At 28.3% G+C, this 18,107-nt stretch carries 22 protein-coding genes and 1 tRNA gene; 7 read left to right on the top strand and 16 right to left on the bottom strand.

What is annotated here, in order from left to right; genetic code table 11:
* The 6 genes from tnpA to nuoG form a co-directional block, all read right to left on the bottom strand.
* Positions 1–285 (bottom strand): IS66 family insertion sequence element accessory protein TnpA (tnpA, locus tag EIC27_RS02000; protein WP_205702309.1); only part of this gene is annotated, 285 nt, incomplete at its 3' end.
* A gap of 65 nt (positions 286–350) precedes the next feature.
* Positions 351–1,019: an MFS transporter gene (locus tag EIC27_RS01995; protein WP_126044483.1), complete on the bottom strand. Its 669-nt coding sequence runs from the start codon at positions 1,017–1,019 to the stop codon at positions 351–353.
* The gene (locus EIC27_RS01990; protein ID WP_276310320.1) at positions 994–1,866 is read right to left on the bottom strand and encodes an HlyD family secretion protein; all 873 of its coding nucleotides are present in this window, start codon (positions 1,864–1,866) and stop codon (positions 994–996) included. Before EIC27_RS01990 ends, EIC27_RS01995 begins: the two co-directional genes overlap by 26 nt.
* A 15-nt stretch (positions 1,867–1,881) precedes the next feature.
* Positions 1,882–2,025, bottom strand: coding sequence for a hypothetical protein (locus EIC27_RS06965; RefSeq protein WP_154663840.1), 144 nt, complete (start codon positions 2,023–2,025; stop codon positions 1,882–1,884).
* Between the two features lie 88 nt (positions 2,026–2,113).
* Positions 2,114–2,281 (bottom strand): sodium-dependent bicarbonate transport family permease, encoded by a 168-nt coding sequence (locus EIC27_RS01985; RefSeq protein WP_126044481.1) that lies wholly within the window; start codon positions 2,279–2,281, stop codon positions 2,114–2,116.
* Between the two features lie 17 nt (positions 2,282–2,298).
* Positions 2,299–4,320 carry an NADH-quinone oxidoreductase subunit NuoG gene (nuoG, locus tag EIC27_RS01980; protein WP_126044480.1) on the bottom strand — a complete coding sequence of 674 codons (2,022 nt, stop codon included), beginning with the start codon at positions 4,318–4,320 and terminating at the stop codon, positions 2,299–2,301.
* 488 nt (positions 4,321–4,808) lie between these two features.
* On the opposite strand from nuoG, the gene EIC27_RS01970 reads away from it, so the two are divergent.
* The gene (locus EIC27_RS01970; protein WP_126044479.1) at positions 4,809–5,258 is read left to right on the top strand and encodes a hypothetical protein; all 450 of its coding nucleotides are present in this window, start codon (positions 4,809–4,811) and stop codon (positions 5,256–5,258) included.
* A 146-nt stretch (positions 5,259–5,404) separates the two neighbouring features.
* Here EIC27_RS01970 and EIC27_RS07845 read toward each other — a convergent pair whose 3' ends face one another.
* From EIC27_RS07845 to fliI, 3 genes are all read right to left on the bottom strand, one after another.
* Positions 5,405–5,536, bottom strand: coding sequence for a hypothetical protein (locus EIC27_RS07845; protein ID WP_276310319.1), 132 nt, complete (start codon positions 5,534–5,536; stop codon positions 5,405–5,407).
* Positions 5,537–5,643: 107 nt separating this feature from the next.
* Positions 5,644–6,555, bottom strand: coding sequence for a hypothetical protein (locus tag EIC27_RS01965; RefSeq protein ID WP_126044478.1), 912 nt, complete (start codon positions 6,553–6,555; stop codon positions 5,644–5,646).
* The gene (gene fliI, locus EIC27_RS01960) at positions 6,555–7,922 is read right to left on the bottom strand and encodes a flagellar protein export ATPase FliI (protein WP_126044477.1); all 1,368 of its coding nucleotides are present in this window, start codon (positions 7,920–7,922) and stop codon (positions 6,555–6,557) included. The genes EIC27_RS01965 and fliI overlap by 1 nt, the downstream gene beginning before the upstream one ends.
* 65 nt (positions 7,923–7,987) lie before the next feature.
* On the opposite strand from fliI, the gene EIC27_RS01955 reads away from it, so the two are divergent.
* Genes EIC27_RS01955 through rpiB form a run of 4 tightly spaced genes read left to right on the top strand, consistent with a single transcriptional unit; the run spans position 7,988 to position 10,350 of the window.
* A complete protein-coding gene (locus tag EIC27_RS01955) occupies positions 7,988–8,902 on the top strand; it encodes an RluA family pseudouridine synthase (protein ID WP_126044476.1) in 915 nt (304 codons plus the stop codon).
* Positions 8,889–9,389 (top strand): pantetheine-phosphate adenylyltransferase, encoded by a 501-nt coding sequence (gene coaD / locus EIC27_RS01950; RefSeq protein ID WP_410519458.1) that lies wholly within the window; start codon positions 8,889–8,891, stop codon positions 9,387–9,389. The genes EIC27_RS01955 and coaD overlap by 14 nt, the downstream gene beginning before the upstream one ends.
* Positions 9,382–9,906, top strand: coding sequence for an SH3 domain-containing protein (locus EIC27_RS01945; protein ID WP_126044474.1), 525 nt, complete (start codon positions 9,382–9,384; stop codon positions 9,904–9,906). Before coaD ends, EIC27_RS01945 begins: the two co-directional genes overlap by 8 nt.
* Before the next feature lie 3 nt (positions 9,907–9,909).
* Complete coding sequence (gene rpiB, locus EIC27_RS01940) at positions 9,910–10,350, top strand: ribose 5-phosphate isomerase B (protein WP_126044473.1); 441 nt, start codon at positions 9,910–9,912, stop codon at positions 10,348–10,350.
* On the opposite strand, the gene EIC27_RS01935 is transcribed toward rpiB, so the two are convergent.
* On the bottom strand, positions 10,339–10,740 hold the full coding sequence (locus EIC27_RS01935) for an RDD family protein (protein WP_126044472.1): 402 nt from the start codon (positions 10,738–10,740) through the stop codon (positions 10,339–10,341). The two genes, rpiB and EIC27_RS01935, sit on opposite strands and share 12 nt — an antisense overlap.
* Positions 10,741–11,103: 363 nt before the next feature.
* Here EIC27_RS01935 and EIC27_RS01930 point away from each other — a divergent pair.
* Positions 11,104–11,193, top strand: a tRNA-Leu gene (locus EIC27_RS01930).
* A gap of 4 nt (positions 11,194–11,197) precedes the next feature.
* Here EIC27_RS01930 and EIC27_RS01925 read toward each other — a convergent pair.
* Positions 11,198–12,400, bottom strand: a complete 1,203-nt coding sequence (locus EIC27_RS01925) for a hypothetical protein (protein WP_126044471.1) — start codon at positions 12,398–12,400, stop codon at positions 11,198–11,200.
* A 145-nt stretch (positions 12,401–12,545) separates the two neighbouring features.
* On the opposite strand from EIC27_RS01925, the gene EIC27_RS01920 reads away from it, so the two are divergent.
* Entirely contained in the window at positions 12,546–13,058 is a 513-nt protein-coding gene (locus EIC27_RS01920; protein ID WP_126044470.1) for a ClpXP protease specificity-enhancing factor SspB, read from the top strand.
* 320 nt (positions 13,059–13,378) lie between these two features.
* On the opposite strand, the gene EIC27_RS01915 is transcribed toward EIC27_RS01920, so the two are convergent.
* The 5 genes from EIC27_RS01915 to EIC27_RS08075 form a co-directional block, all read right to left on the bottom strand.
* Positions 13,379–14,077, bottom strand: a complete 699-nt coding sequence (locus EIC27_RS01915) for an outer membrane protein (protein WP_126044469.1) — start codon at positions 14,075–14,077, stop codon at positions 13,379–13,381.
* A 3-nt stretch (positions 14,078–14,080) separates the two neighbouring features.
* The gene (locus EIC27_RS01910; protein ID WP_126044468.1) at positions 14,081–14,743 is read right to left on the bottom strand and encodes a hypothetical protein; all 663 of its coding nucleotides are present in this window, start codon (positions 14,741–14,743) and stop codon (positions 14,081–14,083) included.
* A 6-nt stretch (positions 14,744–14,749) separates the two neighbouring features.
* Complete coding sequence (locus tag EIC27_RS01905; protein WP_126044467.1) at positions 14,750–16,966, bottom strand: hypothetical protein; 2,217 nt, start codon at positions 16,964–16,966, stop codon at positions 14,750–14,752.
* 482 nt (positions 16,967–17,448) lie between these two features.
* The gene (locus EIC27_RS01900; RefSeq protein WP_126044466.1) at positions 17,449–17,790 is read right to left on the bottom strand and encodes a phage tail protein; all 342 of its coding nucleotides are present in this window, start codon (positions 17,788–17,790) and stop codon (positions 17,449–17,451) included.
* Between the two features lie 87 nt (positions 17,791–17,877).
* The coding region (locus tag EIC27_RS08075) for a transposase domain-containing protein (RefSeq protein ID WP_205702304.1) at positions 17,878–18,107 on the bottom strand (230 nt) is incomplete at its 5' end.

Here is an 18,107-nt window from a genome sequence, read left to right as displayed (position 1 = left end):
AAACCCTATTCTTATCCCCTTTTTACTTTCTATTATCATCTCTGATTTTATTTCTTCACTTCTTTCTTCTTCGCATTCTTTCACTCTTATTGGTATAAATTTATTTTTTACTGTATTTCTTTTATTTTCTACAAGAATTCTGTGCCATTTATAAAATGTACTTCTCGGCACATTCTTTTGCTTAAAAAATTCATATTTACTTACATTACTTTTTTTATATTCTTCTACTAGCTCTTTCCATTTTTCATTACTTATTCTTTTTTTCTTTTTTTCTAATAGCATCATTAGCCTCTATTTTTTTAGGCTTTTGTTCTACCACTTATTTTTATTCTTGCCTAGATGCCCTTATTTTAGCGCTTACGTAAAGATGCAATAGATATACTGAGTAAGCTAAATCCAATAAAATTAAAGGATTTTTTTATAATTTTTGATTCAGGTAAACAATATATAATACCAAAAGATGATATTATACCTAAAGGAACATTAATATAAAAAACCCATCTCCAATTATAATATTCTGTTAAATATCCACCAACAACAGGACCAATTATTGGACCAATCATAACTCCAACACCCCAAATCGCCATTGCAGAACCATGTTTTTCTTTAGGATTTATATCCAATAATATAGAACAAGAAAGTGGCACTAATGCTGCACCAAAAATTCCTTGTAATATGCGAAAAATAACAATTTCTATTATAGAAGTTGATAAGCCACATAGTGCAGAAGAGATTGTAAATCCAATAACGGAGATCAGAAATATTTTTTTTCTTCCAAAACGATCTGCTAGCCAACTTATTGGCTGAGTCATAATTGCTGCTGAAATAATATACGAAGTTAAAATCCAGGAAATTTGATCTTTACTAGCAGATAAACTACCTTTAATATGAGGTAATGCAACATTAGCTATTGTCATGTCCATCACTTGCATGATTGTTGTAATCATAATAAATACAGTGATTAAGACCTTATTAGAGTTCTTATTACCTTGACTATGATTTTGTGTCAATTTTGACATATACACTCATTCCAGATAGTAAATTTAAATTAGTTGGAATACTATCTTTAAATTTTAAAATAACCTTAACTCTTTGAACTACTTTAACCCAATTTCCAGAACTATTTTCTGCAGGTAATAATGAAAATTCTGAACCACTTGCAGGCGTAATACTAAATACCTTTGTATTAAATTTTTTATCTGGGTATGCATCAACTTCAATGACTGCATCTTGATTAAGTCTAATATTTTGAAGATCAGTTTCTTTAAAATTAGCTTCTATCCATAAATTTTGACTATTAATAATTGAAAATAATGGAGCTCCAACATTAATATATTTTCCTGGTAATAATGTAAAATTAGCTATTATACCATCAAATGGTGCTTTTATTTCAGTATGCTCTAGATTTAATTCTGATTTAGACACTTCTGTCAACGCTTCACTGTAATAAGAATACTCATTTATTTCTAAATTAGGATCATTATCTAATTTAGCTTTGGTTTCCTGAATCACTTTCTCTATTACTTTTTTTTGGTTAATGGAAGAATCTAAATTGTGCTTGGCATTATCCACTTCCTTACCAGATGTAGCCCTCTTCTTTTTTAATTGAAGCTGTCTTTTATATTCTTTATCAAAATAAGAAATACTTTCTTTAACTTTATCTAATTCAGCAATATTTTGCTTATATAATGCTTTCATACTATTAATATAATCTTTAACTTTTCTTAAATTTGCTAAAGAATTTTCTAATGCAATTTTATAAGACAAATCATCAATTTTAAACAAAATTTGGTCTTTTTTTACATGGGAGTTATCATTTACAAATATTTCTTTTATTTTACCCTGTACTTCTGAGCTAACTGAAATTTTTCCTGATTTAATTTATGCATCATCAGTAGAAATATATCTATTATTAAAAAAATAAAAATATATGCCAGCTAAAAATATTAAAACTGGAAGTAAAATTAAAATTAATAACTTTTTAGCTGAAGTCTTTTTATCCTTCAGTTTTATTTTAGTGTTCATCAGTTACTTAAATTATACTACCCTACTTAACTATCAAGCTATAGAAATAAAATATATAAATCAAATAAAAGTTATAAGTTATAACAAATTAATATAACCAAGAAATAAAAATATAGTATAATGGAATACCAAATATAATATTAAATGGAAATGTTACTGATAAAGACATTGGAACATATATACCAGGCTTAGCTTCAGGAAGGTCTAACTTCATAGCAGCAGGAACCGCAATATAAGAAGCACTTGCGCATAAAATTGTAAATAAAGCTTAAATTAAGAAATTATCTGGGAGCACTTTTTCATAGTTATAGAATTTCTACAAATAGAATTTGTTAAATAATAATCTAAAGCTTTTTCATCAATTTTATCTTGAAAAAAAGAGGTTTGTTTTAATGAGTTTTTAAAAACATTATCATTATTTTTTAATTCTGTATTAATAAATACAGGATTTACTTTTGAGATTTTTTTTCTAATTTCATTAAGAGTAGAGTATTGTAACTTTACACCAGTCAAATTTGCTAAATCTAAAATGATTTGCCAATCTATTTTTGCCTTTCCAAGCTTATCAATTGCTGCAAATGTATTTTGAACCCTACCCTCTAAATTAACATATGTAGCATTTTTTTCAGTAAATGCTGGTGCAGGAAGAATAATATCAGCTACTTCAGCAGCCTTATCTCCATGATGTCCAATATATATAACAAAAGCATTTTTATTTATTTTATTTAAATTAATTTCATCAGCACCAAATAAAATAATAACTTCACATTTTTTTAAAATTTCATTAGTAGTCATGCCATCTTTATTTGGTACAAAATCAATATCTAATCCCCCTACCCTTGAAGCTGCAGTATGAAGAATGTTATATCCATTCCAATCATTACTAGTATAATTATATTTATTAACTAATTTATTAATAAAATATTCATAAGCTTCATAATCTTCTTGTGTAGTTAAATGCTCTCCAAAAATAATCATTGGCTTTTTAGCTTTTTTTAAATCTGTACATATAGGATGTACACCATCAGCAATTTGTTTTAAAATCCAAGGATTGTCTCCTAAATGCTTATATGGGTAAGTTAAATTATTATTATTTCCAATAACCGCAATAGATAGTTTATTATTTAAGTATGCTTTCCTAATTCTTGCATTTACCATTGTTGCTTCATGCCTTGGATTGCAACCAATAAGCAAGCAATGATCAGCTTCCTCAATACCTTTTATTGTTGTGTTAAATGTATATTGAGCTCTATTTTTATTTGATAATTTACTTCCATTTTGTCTGCAATCAACGTTATAACTACCTAATGCTTTAAGATAGTCTTTTACTACAAACATAGTTTCTACATCAGTTAAATCGCCTGCTATTGCACCTATTTTTTCAGCTTTTGTTTTCTTTATTCTTTTAGCCAATATGTTTAAAGCAATTTCCCAACTAGTTTCTTCCAATTTATTTTTCTGTTTTATATATGGTCGATCAAGTCTTTGATATTTTAATCCATCATAAAAGAACCTTGTTTTATCAGAAATCCACTCTTCATTAATATCTTCATTAGTATAAGGTAATATCCTCATCACCTCATTGCCCCTAGTATTTATAATAATATTTGATCCAACTGCATCCATAACATCTATTGATTCAGTCCTATGCAGTTCCCAATTTCTTGCCTTAAATTCATATGGCTTTGATTTAAGTGCACCTACTGGGCATAAATCTATAATATTTCCAGATAATTCAGATTTTACTCCACCTTCTATATAATTTGTAATTTCAACATCTTCCCCTCTTCCAATGCCACCTAATTCATAAGTTCCTGCAATATCCTCAATGAATCTCACACATCTCGTACAATGAATGCATCTTGTCATATGGGTTTGAATTAATGGACCAAAGTCTTTATCCTTAACAGCACGTTTTTCTTCTTTATATCTACTTTCAGGTTTCCCATATTTCATTGCTTGATCTTGCAAATCACATTCACCACCTTGATCACATATTGGGCAATCTAATGGATGATTAGCAAGCAAAAACTCCATCACACCTTCTCGAGCTTTTTTAACAAGAGGCGTATTGGTGTGAATTACCATTCCTTCCATAGCAACTTGTGCACAACTTGCAACAGGTTTTGGTGCTCTTTCCATTTCCACCAAACACATCCTACAATTACCTGCAATTTTTAACTTATCATGATAGCAAAATCTGGGAATCTCTATCCCAGCTTTTTCACATGCTTGAATAACTGTAAAGCCTTCAGGCACTTCAATTTCTTTGTTATTAATCTTTAACTTTGGCATAAGTGTATGTAGATATGTGTTAAATAACTATTTAATGAAAGTTATACCATAAGAATTTTGTATCTTCTATTAATAAATAATGCTCAAATGCTATTTTATATAATGGCTATTTGTTATTAATACTTTTTGTAGAACAGTTTTCTTTTTAACAATACCTTCTTTTCAAAGTATATCTATCAATAAATTTAACACTTATATAACAGCCAGTTAATAACCAAGTAAAAAAATACTCTCATATCATATCTTAAGTAAAACTCTTAACAGATTATATATTTATGCAACAAAGTTGGTTGATGTGCATTGTCCACACGATTATTCAGTCTTTTGTAACTCCTATGTTCAGTTTTAACCCACATTACCTTAATTGGCTTTATATAACTCTTTAATTTATCTGTGACAATGACTCTTGGTATGCACCAATAGTGAGGGGCTCTTTCTTTATTGCAAAAGATTTTTTTGTTCAAAGTTATTATGGAAAGCTTAATAGTATGAGATATTTTAAGGAAATTCAAGAATTTATGCCTGAGTTTATAGGACATCAGGAGCAAAGCTTGGTATTAGACATGTTATTTGGAGCTTCTATATCTATGGCGTCTGGCTCTCCAATGACCTCAATGCTTCCTTATTTCTTGAGCTCAATAAGCAATTATTTTGAATTAGAAGAGAGCTATAGTAGTAAAATGATAGGAGGTGGTGCAAGTTTGGGATTATCTTATTTAATAAATGGAGCTAATAATGATTATGCAGCACACATATCAAGCGCAATAAGTGGAGCTTATACAGCTCAAATGTTATCGAGTATTAGAGCTGTAAAAGGAATATTACCACAGGATGATAAAGAGGATGTATATACATATACAGATAAAAATACACAAGAGACTGAATTCAATATGAATCAAGATGGTGAATATCATAATGTATACCATAACGAACTTTAAAGGACTTTGGTAGTCAGTGTTGCAAACTGCAGGATAGGTTAAAAATTGGTTTTAGGATGCTAGTAAAACTTTATTGCATAAATACTTAAGCTGCTTATTTTACTATATTTTGGCAATGCGAATAGTTTTAGGCATACCTATGCTCTTCACATATAGCTCATGTTTGTTATGAAGATTAATATTATTGGTATTTCAACTCCAGCTTTTTCACGTGCTTGAATAACTGTAAAGCCTTCAGGCACTTCAATTTCTTTGTTATTAATCTTTAACTTTGGCATAAGTGTATATAGATATGTGTTAAATAACTATTGAATGAAACTTATAATATAAGAATTTTATATCTCCTATTGATAAGTTACTTTTATAAAATTAAATTATTTTTAATTTATTTATCTTTAGATAGCCATTTTTGCTCCATATCATCAATTTCATCTAATATTTCAAATTTGCCCACAATTTTAGTATCCATGTCACCATAATCTTGTCCAAAATATTTAACTTCAGATATAACATACTCGTTAATTTTATCAATGTAAAACAATCCGTAAATTGAATATCCACCAAGACATCCTATAGTTCCACCACCTTGGCAATTATAGATTAGGTAGGACTCTAAACATTTTGATTTTATTGAAGGAGTTAATTTATTACAAATAAAAGGATCAATTGTTCTTATTAAATAATATTCTAAATAATCTTTTTCTACAGCAGCACTATCATTATTTAGTGAATTACAAGATATCATGCATTTTTTAAATTTGTTATTATATTTCTTATTATATAATTTGTTATTAGTTATTTTCTTTTCAATCATTTTTATCTCTTGAGTAGTATATACATTTGGATAATTTAAACATCTAGGACAGATAATTTTATTATTTACTTCCCATCCCTTTACGTATGGCACATTAAATTTTTCATTATTTTCACCATTAATAGCAATAATTTTACATTTGCCATTATAATCATACCATATACTACCATGATCTAACATATACCCTCGCCATCCTACAGGTTCAGAACTAACTTCACTATTTATAATTGAATTGACAAATTTTTGATCAAATAAATCATCAAAAGTTTTATTTTTAAGATATGATTTTCTAAATAAATGTGGCGCTAATTTCAATATTCCATCAAGATCTTTTTTAGTAAATAATTTTTGAATTTCTTTCCCACACCTAATAGAATGATATTCTAACTTTTTATCTTTTTTATTATTTTCAAAAGCATATGTTTGGATTAATGAAATAGTAAATAAAATAATAAATTTATAAATAAATGTATTTAAAGTCATTATTTGATCAAATTAGTTTTCTCACCATTATCAACTTTCTCATCAAAATCTATTGCTTTTACTAATTTAGAATACGAATCCCTTAAATTATCTTTCTCATCATAGTTTTGGGATATAAATTTATTAATTGCATCAATATATTTAATTGCTTCATCAACTTGTGGATCAGAGCCAGATTTGTATGCACCAATTCTAATCATATCTTCCATATCTGTATATTGAGAAATCAAACTCCTTGCTCTATTTACAACTTTATTTTCATATTCAGTATTACACTTTGGCATAGTCCTAGAAATACTATTCAAAACATCAATCGCTGGATAGATACCACGACCGGCAATTTTTCTGCTCAGCACTATATGTCCATCTAAAATTCCTCTAACAGCATCAGCTATCGGTTCATTATGATCATCTCCTTCAACTAGCACACTAAAGAAAGCTGTTACATCACCTTCTCCTTTTATTCCAGGTCCAGCTCTTTCTAATAACTTTGGTAATTCAGAAAAAACGCTTGGTGTATATCCTTTTGTTGTTGGAGGCTCTCTAATAGAAAGACCAATTTCTCTTTGTGCCATAGCAAACCTTGTGACACTATCCATCATACAAAGCACTTGCTTACCTTGATCTCTATAATAGTCACAAAGAGCCATTGTTAGATAAGCAGCTTGCTTTCTTTTTAATGCAGATTCATCCGAAGTTGAAACTATAACAACAGCCTTGCTTAACCCTTCTTCACCTAAATAATCTTCAAGGAACTCCTGAACTTCTCTTCCTCTTTCTCCTATTAAACCTATAATTTTCACATCTGCATCTGAATATTTAGTAAGCATTGATATCATCATAGATTTTCCAACCCCAGATCCAGAAAATATCCCCATTCTTTGCCCATAACAACAACTTAAGAAAGTATTAATTGACCTTATGCCCATATCCATTTTAGCACCAACTCTCTTTCTAAGATGTGCTTTTGGAGGTGAATTGTGTAATCTATAAGCTATATTTCCATTAATAAGTGGTCCTTTTTCATCAATTGGTTCGCCAAAAGCATTGATAACTCTACCCAGCCAATTTTTTGATGGGTATATTGATTGATCATGTGCAATAACATGAATTTCACTTCCAACTCCAACTCCTTCAGCAGATTCATAAGTCATTAATAATGCTTTTTCTTCTTTAATTCCTACAATTTCAGCAAATACCTCTATATTATTTTTATTAATTATCTTACATTTAGAACCAATACTTACAACAAATTCAATTCCTAAAACTTCAATTAATAAACCTCTTACAGAGCAAACCTTTCCAATAACTTGAAATTCAGGTATTAATTCGATTTCATTAATTATACTTCTTAAAATATTGGACATAAAAATCTAACTAGTATAGGTTACACACGTAAATATATCGTAAATTAAAACATACATAATTCTTAATGGAAATAAAAATTTTTCATGTGGAAAAAGAAGATGATGGCTTAAGGCTTGATCGTTGGTTTCATAGAAATGTTCCAAACATGCCATTTACCATTGTTGCTAAGCTTGCAAGAAAAGGACAAATTAGAATTGATAGCAAACGAGTTAAAATAAATTCTAAAGTTATATATAACCAAAAAATTAGAACACCAATAATTGAATATCAAAATCAAAGACAAATTTCTGATATTAAACCAAGTAATTTTGAAGATATTAAAAATAAAATATTCAATTCTATAATTCATGAAGATGAACACATAATTGCTTTAAATAAGCCTTATGATTTATGTGTGCAAGATGGATCTAACGTTAAAATATCAATAGATAGAGTTTTAAAGCTATCAGGTTTTAAGTATCATATAGTCCATAGGATTGATAAAGAAACTACAGGCTTACTTATTATAGCAAAAAATGCTAATATAGCTGCAAAAATTAGCAAATTATTTAGAGATAAAAAGATTAATAAATCCTATTTATCTGTTTTATGTGGAATTCCAAAATCTCAACAAGGAATAATAGAATCTAAAATAAATATATTAGATAAGGAATATGATGCTAAAACACAGTTTAAAGTAATTTCTGAATATAAAAATATTTTTTCATTGGTTAAATTCACTCCTTTAACAGGAAGAAAACATCAAATCAGAATTCATAGTAAAAGCATAAATTGTCCAATATTAGGTGATAATAAGCACTTTAATTTCAAATCAAAGCAAGAAATTCAAAAATCTGATCATTTACATTTACATTCATATTTATTAAGTTTTAACTTATACAACAAAAATTATATGTTAAAAGCAAAAATTCCTAAGCATTTTCAACAAATGATAGAAAAATACTTTCCAACACATAATTTAGAAAATTATGACAAATAAAAAAACAGCAGTATATCCAGGAACATTTGACCCTATTACACTTGGTCACTTAGATATAATTAAGCGCTCTGCAATATTATTTGATAAATTGATTATAGGTATTGCAGAAAATAGCCAAAAAAGCCCTTTATTCTCTGCAAATGATAGAGTAGATATGATAAAATATGAATTAGATAAACTTTATACGAAAAATATTGTTGTTAAGTCTTTTAATGGTTTATTAGTTGAATTTGTAAAAAAAGAGAGTGCACATATTATAATAAGAGGACTCAGAGCAGTTGCTGATTTTGAATATGAGTTTCAAATGTCATTTGTTAATAAAACCTTAGAAAATAAAATTGAAACTGTATTTTTACCAGCAACTGAAAATGTGCACTTTATATCATCAACATTTGTTAAGGAGGTTACAAAATTAGGTGGAAATACAAAAAAACTAGTTTCACAAAATGTTCAAAAACTTTTAATAGAAAAATTTAAAAATGTATAAATTAATACTAATAAATATATGGATTATTTTTTTAGTTTTCACAATAAATTCAAACTCATTTGAAACTAGCATTGTAACAGGATTGCCTATACCTAGATATGTAACTTTAAAATCAACTGAAGTTAAAATGAGAGTTGGTCCTGGCAAAAAATATCAAACCTCTTACATATACCAATGCATTAATCAACCATTTAAAATTATTGCAGAATTTGATAATTGGAGAAAAGTAACAGATATTGATAATACTCAAGGATGGATACATCAAAGTTTATTGAGTGGAGTTAACTATGTAATAATAAATAACAATAAAATTTCTATTAAAAAAGATTTAGAAAAAGAATTATTAAAAAATAAATCATTAATTTTTAAATCTCCTGATGAAAATTCTCCTCCAATAATAAAAGTAGAATTTGGGACACTAGCTCGTGTAATAAAATGCGAATCTGAATGGTGTAAAGTTAGAATTGAAAAATATAATGGCTGGATAAGAAAAATTAATATTTGGGGTGTCAATTGATATATGATTATAGGAATCGCAAATGATCATGCAGGATATAAGCTAAAAAATAATATTATAATATTTCTAGAAAAAGAATTAAACTTTAAAAATATTATAAATTTTGGATCTGATACAGATGATTCAGTCGATTATCCTGATTATGCAAAAAAAGTTATTAATGCTATTGAGAAAAACAAAATTAATATAGGTATATTAATTTGTGGCACAGGCATAGGCATGTCAATTTGTGCAAATAGAAATAAGCATATTCGTGCAGCATTATGCATTAATACAGAGTATGCTAAACTTGCAAGAGAACATAATGATGCAAATGTTTTAGTTTTAGGAGCTCGCTATATATCTTTTGAAAAAGCTAAAGGTATTATAAAAACATTTTTAAATTCTAAATTTCAAAAAAGTAGGCATTTAAATAGAGTTAATAAGATAAATTTATCTCATTAAAACCCTAGTTTCAAAAAGCATATCTTGAACAGCAACTTTTTCTTTTGTAAAAAGTATTGTGAAAAAATTGATAAACATACCACCTATAATACTTAATAAACAAAATCCAAGATATCTTAAAATTGATTTTGAAAAAGATATAGTTTGACCATTTACATCAACTATTTTAATATCCATCAAAATTTTTCCTATAGTACCCTGATATTTTGAAGATTCAAAATAAGCTATGTAAACAACATTTATAACAATATGAATCAAGGATGAACCAAAACTATATCCACCACTTGCTTCAAAGCTAAAAAATAATAAATGTGGTATAATTAGAACTATACCATCTATCATTGTAGCAATTATTCTTCTAGCTAGCCCCGAGTAAATCTTATTATTCATAATTTTTGTTATCTTTTTTTCATAGGTTGAGAGTAATATAGCAATAACTTACTGTCAATTATTTAGATAAAAATATAAAATAGTCATTGCGAATGAAAGTGTAGCCGTAGTGTGGCAATCCATCTTCCTTACTTCGTCATTGCGAACGAACGAAGTGAGTGCGGCAATCCAGTAATACATCAAGAAAACATAAATGCGGCAACATCCCTGGATCACCACAGTCGAGGTTCCACCTCTCCTTCGTGATGACTTTGGGTTATAAGATGTAATATATTTCCCTCGTTATTATTATTTAGAACAATTATACATCATAAAAAATTTAGTTGAAATTTATATATATTTTTCGTAGCATACCTCAAAGCTGCGGTCGTGGTGGAATTGGTAGACACGCAACGTTGAGGTCGTTGTTCCCATCACATGGGATTGAAAGTTCGAGTCTTTTCGACCGCACCATCAATTAAAATCCTGATGCACCAAATCCATGGTAGTCATGATGATCAGACATATAATTTAATGCTTGCGCAACTATACAAATTACTATCACTGCAGCACCAGCATAACCAGCATATTGAGTACAATTATAACCATTTGAATCCTCAACAAATTCTTCATTGTTTGGTTGAGTATTTGTAAGTACATTTGGGTTAATTTCTAGATTATAATTATTAGAACTTTCTTCAACTGTACCACCTTTTGATTCAACAAACTCATTATTATCTTTCATACTCATAAATTTGTTATAGAGCTCTTTATTATCACTATTATCTAATTCATCATTCTTATCTTTGTTACTTTTTGACTTAAAATACTCATTTACTTTTGTAGCTAATTGGTCTTTTGTGTGTTTGTAATAATTGTATACTACTGCGCCATAACATTCTTTTTCATCCATTTTTTCAACCGATTTTTCATTTTCATCTTCTTTATTTCCTTCGTCTATTTTATTTCTATTAGTCGTTTCATTATTAAGTACTGAAAAATCTAAAGCAGTTATATTTTCAAAATCATTGTTATTAACTCTCGTTTGAGATAACTCATTTGTATTAATATCAATTTGAGATATGTCATTATCATTAAAAGAAAAATTGATATCATCACCTATGTCTTTATAAATATCATCATATATTGATGTTATGGCTTCTTTAATATTTTTATATTCTTCACTGTTTTTAATCTCTTCACTGTTCTTAGTATTTTTATGTTTTTTTAATATTTCTATAAAATAATTTAAAATTTTACATCCAAGCTTCTCTTTTGTATCTATTTTCTTATTATCTTCATACTTATCAGAATTTTCAAACCTATCGATATACTCGTTATATTTATTAATAAGCTGAGCCTTAGTCTTTAGCTCAATTTCTTCTAAATACTTCTTTAAATTACTTGAAATTAAATATTTATTTAACCCTTCAATAAGCTCTTGTTTTTTTTCATCTACTTCTTCAATTGATTTAATATCTTTCTTTTTTGTACTATTATCTTCTATTTTCTCATTTTTACTTTCATCATTATCGCTTGCTCTATTTGAATCATTCTTTATTGTATCACTTCCATTTTCACTATGATTACTTACTTTATTTAAATCTTCTTCGTTTTGTAAATTTAATTCATTTTTATTAGAACTATTGCTTCTTTTTGAATTATTATCTTTATTATACATATTAACCTCTTAAAATTTTATTATACTTCAAAATCATATATTCAATTTTAAGTTGTGTAAATGTACTTTTTTAATTATTAACTATTTATAAATGTATTTTTAGTGCTATAATATTTTGAAAATTCTACGATTAATATTTAGTTAAATGGTTGATAAAAAAAATTCTTCAATAAATTATACACATCTGATAAATGAATCAATGTACTATATTATTAAGATGGCACTAAAAGAAGTTGAAAAAAATGGTTTTACTGGTAATAACCACTTCTACATAAATTTTTCAACTGATTTTGAAGGAGTTGAGATGCCTAAAATTTTAAAAGCTCAATATCCTAATGAAATTACAATTATATTACAATATGATTTTAAAAATCTTCGTATTTTTGAAGATCATTTTGAAGTTAGTTTGAGGTTTAATAATAAATATTCACATTTAAGTATTCCTTATAAAGCAATAACATGTTTTGCAGACCCTTCTGAATCATTTGAACTTGAATTTAAGCAAGAATATACTAATGATGTAAGCGAACATGATAGATTGTTGGAAAATAATAATTTGATAAATTTAGATAAAAAAGATAGTAAAAAAGAAAACAATGATAAAAGAAGTAATGTAATATCTTTGATAGATTATATTAGATCAAAAAATCTGCATTAAAAATTTCAGTAGTCATTATCACGAGGAAGGATTCTACACTTTCAACAGTCATCACAAGGGATTGATGTTGCCATCTACCACCCACAGTCATCACGAAGGAGAGCTTTAGCTCGACTGTGGTGATCCATAATTGTTGCAACACTTACGTTTATTACAATTTCTCTGGATTGCCACGAGCACTATGTGCTCTCGCAATGACAATAGAGAACATCAATTGCCATAGTACTGCTATTTCTCACCCTTACAATGAATATATTACACTTTGTCATCATGCAGGAAGTACATCAGTCCCAACTGTGGTGGTAAAAAATACTATTACATTAAAAATTATATCTAACACCAAGTGTTACTATATTAGCTTTAATTTTAAAACTTTCTGGGTTTCTAGACATTATATTACCACTGAAATCTTCTATCTTATAAATACCATTATTGTTGCCAAAATCTTGAAACTTATAATTAAAGTCAAATTCAAATTTTTCATTAGCTTTGATTGTAAAGCCACCAAGCAAAGCATAGGAAAAACTATTACTAATTTTATTATAAACCTTATTTAAACCTTCCCTCCCGCTATTTGTCTTAAATTTATGAATACCGATATTTGGATTAATTTTAGAATACCCTATTCCAATGCCAATATATGGTGAAATTATTTTATCAAAGGGAAAATCATAATAGAAATTTAATAAAGTAGACTGTGTTTCAAAATTTTGAAAATATGTATTAAATGCTTTTGGAGATTTAACAGATGAGATATAATTTAAATTATCTGCTTTACTAAAAGTTAAATCTGTTCTGAGATATTTATTTATCCTATACCCTAAGCCAAAAACATATATAAAATCTCTTTTAAGCTTTTTATTCCCAGAAACTTTATAAAAATGTTGAGTACTATTTATATTGTTCGATTGCTTAATACTACCTGCATCAAATCTAAAATATAAATTATCTTCTTTAGCTTCAGCTATAACTATACCTAGAAATATCAAGAGAAAAAATTTAGTGATACTCCTAGGCAATTTTTAAGTCCAAAGTGTGCTGTTTGCATATATATCATCTTTTATTTCACATAAAATGTCATCTATATCACATGGATCATCTAGTTCGCTATAGGTTAAAGTAGTACTGTTATTTACCATAATAATTAAATCCTCATATTCATTACCAACTTCTATAGTATCGTCTTGAGTTCCACTGTCAACTTTTTGCTCATTTATATTTATTATTTCCTTTCCAATACCAACTTCTAGAGTATCGTTTTGAGTACTATTGTCAACTTTTTGCTCATTAGTATCTATTATTTCTTTAGTATTTATTTGATTATCATTCTCATTATCTATGATATTTTGCAAATCATCATATTTAAATTCCTTATCTTCAGCTTTAAAATTATTAATATAATAACCAAATAGTTTTAAGTAATTATTATTAAGCGTGCTCTCACTTTCAGTTTTTTTATTTTCTTCTTTAGTATTTTTTTCACCTCCTTGCTCACCTTCATTAGCAACATAACGCACATTTACTCCTTCAGCACTTAAGTAACTAAATTTATTAAGATAATCTAATGCTTTAGCAGTTCCTGAGCTAACTCCAAACTTATTGTCTAAATATTTAATTGCATTGTGAGCATTATAGAAGGCAGAAGCTTTTAATGAATATGAAACTAGAGAAGTTGCCAACTTCACAGGAAGCTATTTTTTCTCTGTTGGCGTTGTACTATTACCTGTAAGGCCATAAATAACTCCAGCATCTAAAGCATAAGTAATAACCCCTACATCTTCATCTTTCACCTCTTCTTCAATGTTGTTCTGCCTGTTCACATCTCCAACTGTTTTGCCTATTGCTCCAGCAAATTTCTCAGAAGAAAAAGTTGTTTTATGTAAACCAGTATTATTAGCGTGTAGCATATAGTGCTTCCCAAATGAGTAACCAGCATAAAATGAGTTATATCCATAAGTATATGCTGAACTTGATTCATCAGTTGGAGCATATTGTTCTACATGGTTATCAACAACACCTGTGACACTGTTTATAGCTGGATTTACAAATATTGACCATCCATCAAAGTAGAAATTTAAAGCATTGAAGGTTGCATTTAACCCATCTTGTGCCATCGGTTTAATCATATATTCATATGGCATACTTAGAATATTTGAAGGATATCCTCCAAGACAAACATCTGCAGCTTTAATAAATTCAATAGGTTTGCCAGTCAAAGTGTTAAATCCATAATTGAAAATATCAGAAACTCTATTTCCAATACTAATAGCAACTTCATCGATATTGCTTGCTAATTGTTTATCTTCTTCAGATATATATTCACTAATGTTATGATTGAAACCAAATGCTTTTGGAAAAGGATCAACAACTTCTTTTGCAATAGATTTAGTTAAACTATATGCTTGTGGCATAACTATTGCACCATGAAGCACATCTCTAGTATCTTTAAGTGTAAATGAATCTTCATTTACTGGTGTAACTTTTGAAGTATCTTCAACATCAATAACTTTTCCATGAATGTCAAAAATGACTTCTCCACCATCTTTCAAAGTTTTTGGATTTACAACAAAAACATTGGCTTTTGGGTCTTTAACGAAATATAAATCATCCTGTTGTTTATATTGATATCCAGAATTTCCACCTAAATCACTCCATTCACCTTTCAGATCAGTAATATTTTTATCTGCAACATCTGCTTTTCCTAAATAGCTTTTTAACCCATCTTGATTTTTTATATTACCTTGATCATCTAACTTTACTTTATAGATATTTTTTGCATCTCCAATTTGGTTTATTCCATCAGATTCACCACTTGTTGAATGAGCTGCTTTTTTAATTCCAGTTTTATCTAAAAATACTCTGAAAACTCCAGGAGCTTCATGATTTTCAATCCCAATTTGTATCTCACTATAGTGATTTGCCTTGAAGTAAGAACCAACTAAAGGAATTTTAGATGCATAATATTTTAAAGTGTGGTTTTCCTTGTTTATGTATAAATGACCAGGACTTTGAACTTCCTCAGTACTATCATTTGCCATATCCACGCCATAATGAGTTCCAAAGAATAAACCTTTGAACAGTGCAGAAATTCCAGATTCTTTCTTCTCAACAAGCTCCTTGCCTCTATATTTTGAGCCATGTGTTGCAGCTTCTCTTCTATAAAGAGCAATGGTGTCTATTGATGCTAAGAATTCATCAGCTCCATCTGGCGTATCAAACCTAAGCAAAAACCTTCCACCTGCCCAAAGCTTTTCATTATATGGATCCAATGCACTTTCAGAGCTTTGAACTAACTCTAGTTCACCATTGTTTAACTTTACACCATTTATATTAACCTTAGCTCCACTTTCTCCTTTATTAGCTAATTCATCTAAGTTTTTTAAAACTTTAGCAAATGTTGGATTATTACTTTTGTTATGGTCTATGTATTTTTTCCATGTATCTTCAGTAATATTTCCCTTCATTTTGTTATTTTTAATACTGTTGTTAATATATTCATAATTTTGTTTTTTGTTTTTTGGGATCATTTTGTTATACATATATTCATAGTTATTGTTATCATTTTCATTATTTCTTCCTGGAGAGTTATTGTTAGAGTTAGGCGCTGTGCTAATGTTAGATTTAACATCTGAATATTTTTTTTCCAAATCATCATTCTTTTGATTATCTACTTTCACGTGCACATAATTATATTCATTATTAGCTTTCAAAGCTTCTAACTTCTTTTGTTCTGCTTCTAGCTTTGCAATTTTCGCTTTATCTTTTTTTTCTTTTTGATCTGCCAAAAACTTTTCCTTTTGCTCTTCATATGTTCTTGTTTTATCCTCAACATTGAATTCATCACTATTAAAAGAATAACCACCATATAATTTTTGTTTATTATCATTGTTTTTATTTAACTTTGCCATTTCAAACCTCCATATTTAATTGGTTTTGCTTAAGTGAAGTATACTTATGAAACGTTAAGATTACGTTAAGGTTTTTCTGAGAAACGTTAAGATTACGTTAAGATTTTATTTTTTTTACTTCCCTGGATTGCCACGATGCTATCACATCCTCGCAATGACAAGTATGAAGCTGGATTGCCATGGATGCTATCGCATCCTCGCAATGACGATAGATAACATGGATTGTGCCACTCACTGCGTTCATTCGCAATGACTATATTACACTTTGTCATCACGAGGGAGAAATTCTATATCTTCAGCAGTCATCACGAGCACCGTTAGGGGCGTGGTGATCCAGAATTGTTGCTATATTTACGTTTGTTATAATTTCTCTGGATTGCCACGAGCACTATGTGCTCTCGCAATGACGATAGAGAACATCAATTGCCACACTCACTGCTTTCATTCGCAATGACAATCGACAACAGTCATCACCAAATCTTTTAATCTGCTCTTTCACAAATTATTGAAATTGTAAAAGTCTCATCAATTATAATTTGAAATATTTGTAAGATTAATATCTGATCTTCATATTCAATTTGAACTAAATCATTAACCTTAAGAAATGCATATGTAATAGGTAACGTTAATGAAACAATTATATCATTAGTTGTAAAATCATCTAAAACCTTTCCAGCCATCTCATCTACTTCTGACTGAGTTATTATAATTGGCAAACTAATTTGAAGTTGATTATCATTATCTAGCAAATAATTTTTAGCATTTGTGTTGGTTAAAATATAATCTTGATCAAACAAAATATAATTTAACTTTACATTAGATATAAGTAAACGCTAAAATATCCCCATCTTGACAAGTATTATCCGCCTTTCTTTGGGTTTCTTAAGTTTTTTGATAATTCTAAAAAAAATTTAATTTGATGATATTTTTTTATCAATATTATATGGAAGTAAATTTACTAACTCTTTTGGATCAGAATAATCATGAATATGATTCAGCAAATATTTTAAATAATCATAAGGATTAATCTTATTTACTTTGCAAGTTTCAATAATACTATAAATATTTGCACTAGCTTTAGCACCCTTAGTTGTTGCACAGAACATCCAATTTTTTCTGCCAACTGCAAATGGTTTTATAC

Origin of the sequence: Candidatus Aquarickettsia rohweri, assembly GCF_003953955.1 — a bacterium.
Classification (GTDB): Bacteria; Pseudomonadota; Alphaproteobacteria; order Rickettsiales; family Midichloriaceae; genus Aquirickettsia; species Aquirickettsia rohweri.
Note: the sequence above shows the minus strand (reverse complement) of the source record. Positions and strands in the feature narration are given on the sequence as shown.